General features: G+C 44.5%; 4 protein-coding genes. 2 read left to right on the plus strand and 2 right to left on the minus strand.

The features are described 5' to 3' along the window. Positions 1-199: transposase family protein (locus tag LAY41_RS31940; protein ID WP_249106706.1), on the minus strand; the 199-nt coding region annotated here is incomplete at its 3' end. A 104-nt stretch (positions 200-303) separates the two neighbouring features. Here LAY41_RS31940 and LAY41_RS31945 point away from each other — a divergent pair. Continuing rightward, positions 304-966 (plus strand): O-antigen ligase family protein, encoded by a 663-nt coding sequence (locus tag LAY41_RS31945; RefSeq protein ID WP_249106708.1) that lies wholly within the window; start codon positions 304-306, stop codon positions 964-966. A 23-nt stretch (positions 967-989) separates the two neighbouring features. On the opposite strand, the gene LAY41_RS31950 is transcribed toward LAY41_RS31945, so the two are convergent. After that, entirely contained in the window at positions 990-2,318 is a 1,329-nt protein-coding gene (locus LAY41_RS31950) for a hemolysin family protein (RefSeq protein ID WP_249106710.1), read from the minus strand. Positions 2,319-2,497: 179 nt separating this feature from the next. Between LAY41_RS31950 and LAY41_RS31955 the strand changes: the two genes are divergently transcribed. After that, positions 2,498-4,918: a PAS domain S-box protein gene (locus LAY41_RS31955; protein ID WP_249106712.1), complete on the plus strand. Its 2,421-nt coding sequence runs from the start codon at positions 2,498-2,500 to the stop codon at positions 4,916-4,918. The last annotated feature ends 128 nt before the right edge of the window (positions 4,919-5,046 follow it).

Here is a 5,046-nt window from a genome sequence, read left to right on the forward strand (position 1 = left end):
CTTTGAGAATTACTTCTCTATTTCCCATTGGTAAATCTCTTACCAAATGACTTTTATTTTGATGAAGCCGATGACTTACCTTACCACACCGGGGGCAATCTGCTGTTTTTTTCTCGACTCTTACCGATAATATTAATGTTTCTTCTGTTTCCTTGCTATCTTCTACTATGACACCAGATAAATTTAGTAGTTTGGTCATTATTCTTTTCATAATTAATTCCGAATGTCCTATTGTTCGGCGCTATTATAACATTTTAGCACACTAAGTACGGAAGAGCCGGTCAACTCATCCAGAAAAATGTCTTGGCCAGTACCATTTTCTCCGGTCAGCAACCCATTGGCTTCTATTCCCATCGCGGTCATGCCTCATTTGTTCTAGCAGCAATAGTAGTTCTTCTGCTTGTCAGTTGGCAGCGACAGTGGATAAGCAGCCGCACAGTGAAAAGGGTAGGAGTATTGATTATATCAGCACTGCTACTAACTCAGACCAGGCAGGCAGTGTTGGCTTTGCTGATAGCAACTTTTTATTTATTAGGGAGGAAATACTACAAACTGTTAATCCCTGCCACCTTAGTGTGTTTGCTCATAATTGGCATCGCCACAACCACCCGGCAGATAAATAATTTACCTTTAATTAAACAAATCACTTCAGACCGGATTTATCTGTGGCAGCTATCGAAGCGTGGAATAAGTCAGCGTCCCTTACTCGGATGGGGTTTTGATGGATTCGGCACTGCTTACCCGTATGTTTTAAGCCCGGAGAAAACGTTAAAAGTAGTACGCTTAGGTGACTTCAGTCTCGACTACATTAACGAGAAAGGAAAACTACGCACGATATCGCTACCCACAGCTAAAGCTCACAATTTGATATTGGATACAACTTTATCTGTAGGTGTGTTGGGGTTGCTGTCGTACTTGGCACTCATAATATTTGCGGCTCCCAATCAAGCTGGAAGCCGCTCTTGAACTGTCAGGTCAAGAGCGTTAGTTCACGCAGAATCGGTCGAATTATTTGACGACGCTGTAGGCATCGGCATCACCAAAACTTTATCGACGCGGTTGCCATCCATATCCATCACTTCAAAACGGTAGCCTTTCCATTCAAATTTGTCGGCAGCAATGGGGATACGACCGAGATGGGTAATCACAAAACCGCCCATTGTGTGATAGTTGCCTCTCCGATCTTCTGGCAATTCTTTTATACCAAAAAGTTCAAACAAATCTTCTACGGGCAACATTCCATCCAATAACCAGGAACCATCTTCGCGTTGCACGGCTTGCGGTTCGTCCTGCTGATACATAGAGGGTATATCGCCGACGATTTCGACTAAAATGTCGTTGAGTGTGACTAATCCTTGAATGACGCCATATTCATCCACCACCAGTACAATGTGGGTGCCGGATTGTTTGAACATCTCTAATACTTTTAATCCCCGCGTGCTTTCTGGCACAAATAAAGGCCGTCGCAAAGTTGCGGTTAAGTCAATTGGCTGACCTAGCAGAGAACGGGATAATAAGTCGGTAACTTGCACTACGCCCAAGACGTTATCCAGCTGTTCTTGGCAGACTAAGAGGCGAGAATGGCCGCTATCGATCATTTTTTGCCGATTCGCGTCAAGGGAGTCGTCAAGGTCGAGCCAGACAATATCGGGTCGTGGGGTCATTAAGGCGCTGACGGGCCGATCGCCTAAGCGAAACACCCTCTCCACCATGTCTTGTTCGGCTTCCTCAAACGTTCCCGCCTCGGTGCCTTGCGCGATCAAAATTGTGATGTCTCTTTCTGTGACCAGTGGCTCACCGGACGGTCTGACGCCCAAGAGCCGCACTACCATATCTGTAGAAGCGGCCAAAAGATAAACGATGGGAGAGGTAATTTTAGCCAAAGTCCGCATCGGGATGGCGACGGCAGCTGCGATCGGTTCTGGGTTGTTGAGGGCCAGCCGCTTGGGCACCAGTTCGCCAATAATCAGCGTCAGATAGGTGACGATCAAAATCGCGATTGTTGATGCGATCGCTTCTCTATATGGTGCTATCCAGGGAATCAGACCCACAATAGGCGCAACTCTCTTAGATATCACCGATTCGCCGAAGGCACCCGACAAGATGGCCAGAAGTGTCATGCCTACCTGAACGCTGGACAAGAACTGATTTGGGTGATTTGCCAGTGCCAAAGCAATGCGTGCCTTGGTATCCCCCTGCTCGGCCATTTGTTGCAGGCGCACCTTCTTGGCGGAGAGGATGGCCAGCTCTGACATCACAAACAGGGCGTTGAGGATAATCAGTGAGAGAACAATCAGAATTTCTAAGTTAAAAGACATTCCTAAAAGTGGGTGCGGATAAAGGCGAACTGTGCTAATAAACCCGGTTTCTCATCGCCTATCGCGAATACTGAATCGGTGTTCTAGGACTCGCTCCTTAGTCTAATATAGTGGAAACACTTCCTGAAAACAGTATTGGTAACAAGACTCCAGATCCATCAGGTGCATCAGAATAGCTATTGAACAATGAATCACAGGAAACCATAAATAAATTTATGAGTAACTTCGAGATTTTAGGGGCAACTGCCAGAGAAAGCGAACAACTGTTGACTACAATCTTCGAGCAGACTGCTGTTGGACTTGCCTATTTAAACATTGACGGCAAATGGCTACAGGTTAACCAAAAACTGGCCGAGATGATCGGCTATACCCGTGAGGAACTGCTGGCCCGATCGCTCCAAGAGATTACTGCACCGGAGGATCTTGACAGAGGAGGCGAATTGATGCAAAAACTCCTAACTGGTGAAATTCCGAACTATGCGATCCAAAAACGCTTCCTTCATCAAGAAGGTTATCTGATTTGGGTAAATCTCACGATTTCAAAGCTGCAAAAATCATCCGACAATCAACCTATCTTCCAAGTCGTTGTTGAAGACATTAGCGACAAAAAACAACTTGAAGACATCATCAAAGCCCTTGTAAAAGGTACTGCTTCCGTTAACGGTGCCGTAGACTTTTTCCCTCTCTTTGTTCAATATTTAGCATTTGCCTTGAACATCCGCCATGCAATGGTAACAGAACTCCTAGAAGACGAACAAGGCAGACGACTTAACGCCTTGGGATTCTGGGCTGGAGATAAATTTATTGAAGATTATAGCTATAACTTAGCTAACACTCCCTGCGAGCGAGTTGTCAATGAAGGAATCGGTTGCTTTCCTACTCACATCCAGCAACTTTTTCCCCTAGACCTAGATTTAGTGGGTTTGCAAGCCGAAAGTTATCTAGGCTTACCCCTATTGAGTAACTCAGGTTACATCATCGGTCATATCTGTATTCTCGACGATAAACCCTTACTTCAAGAAGAACGTGCCCGCTCGGTATTGAAGATTTTTGCAGCACGCGCAGCGGCAGAACTAGAACGCAAACTGGCAGAGCAAGCCCTCATTAAAAGCCATGAAGAACTAGAGAGAAAAGTCACAGAACGCACCGCAGAATTAGCCGTAGCCAAAGACAAAGCCGAAGTAGCAAACCAAGCGAAAAGTATCTTTCTCGCCAACATGAGCCACGAATTGCGATCGCCACTCAACGCCATTCTCGGTTTTTCCCAACTGATGACTCGCTCTCAAAAATTACCCCCGGAACAGATAGAAAATGTCGGCATTATTAACCGCAGCGGCGAACACCTCCTTACCCTGATCAATAACGTCCTAGATTTATCCAAAATTGAAGCAGGTAACACCACGATAAACAAAAAAAACTTCGACCTCTATCGAATGTTAGATGACTTGGAAGATATGTTCCAACTGAAGGCTGACGAAAAGCATTTGCAGTTGCTTTTCGATCGCAGCCCCGATGTCCCTCAATACGTGCGAGCCGATGAAGTAAAATTGCGCCAAGTATTGATTAACCTGATCAATAACGCTCTCAAATTTACGCAAGAGGGAGGCGTATCTTTAAGAGTTGAAAGTAAAAAGTCAAAAGTCAAAACTGAAGAAAAAGAGTATTTTCAGTCCCTAGTATTTGAAGTACAAGATACAGGTGCAGGTATTGCAGCGGACGAAATAAATAGCATTTTTGAAGCTTTCGTGCAAAGCAAAACAGGCAAAGAAGCACAAGAAGGAACAGGTTTGGGATTGCCAATCAGTCGCAAATTCGTACAACTGATGGGTGGTGAAATGACCGTCAGTTCCCAGGTTGGTTACGGCACTATTTTAAAATTTGATATTAATGTCAACCTTGTCGATCAAAGCGAAATAGAAAGCAAACAAACGACGCGCAGAGTGATAGCCCTCGAACCCAACCAACCCCGCTATAGGATTTTAATTGTTGATGACAAATCAAGCAATCGTCTACTTTTAATTAAACTGCTCAACCCCCTCGGTTTTGAACTCAAGGAAGCCAGCAACGGGAAAGAAGCAATTGAAATATGGGAATCTTGGGAACCACACTTAATCTGGATGGATATGCGAATGCCAGTAATGGATGGCTATGAAGCAACAAAACATATCAAAGCAAGCACCAAAGGTCAAGCCACTGCTGTCATTGCTTTAACTGCTAGCGTTTTGGAAGAGGAACGCGCCGTTGTGCTATCAACTGGTTGCGATGACTTTATGCGTAAGCCATTTCGCGAGGCAGAAATATTTCATGCCATGCACAAACATATCGGCGTGCGTTATGTCTATGAAGACTCAACTCACGATTCATCGATCGCAAAGGAGGCACAGCAGAATGTACTCACGGCTGCGGCTATAGCAGCGTTACCAGTCGAATGGGTGGCTAACCTGCAAGAGGCGATTCCTCAAGGCGATTTAGATTTAATTGCCACAATAACAGAACAAATCCGTACCAAAAATGCCCCACTTGCCAATGCCATTAATAGTTGTATTGACAATTTTGAGTACGACAAGATTTTGAGTTTAATTGCTCATGGCAATGGATAATTTAAGATTGCAGATTGCAGATTTCAAATTGTCAATCCAAAATAAATTTGACAATGACTAATGACTAATGACTAATGACTAATGACTAATGACTAATGACTAATGACTAATGACTAATGACTAATGAC

Origin of the sequence: Argonema galeatum A003/A1 (genome assembly GCF_023333595.1) — a bacterium.
GTDB lineage: Bacteria > Cyanobacteriota > Cyanobacteriia > Cyanobacteriales > Aerosakkonemataceae > Argonema > Argonema galeatum.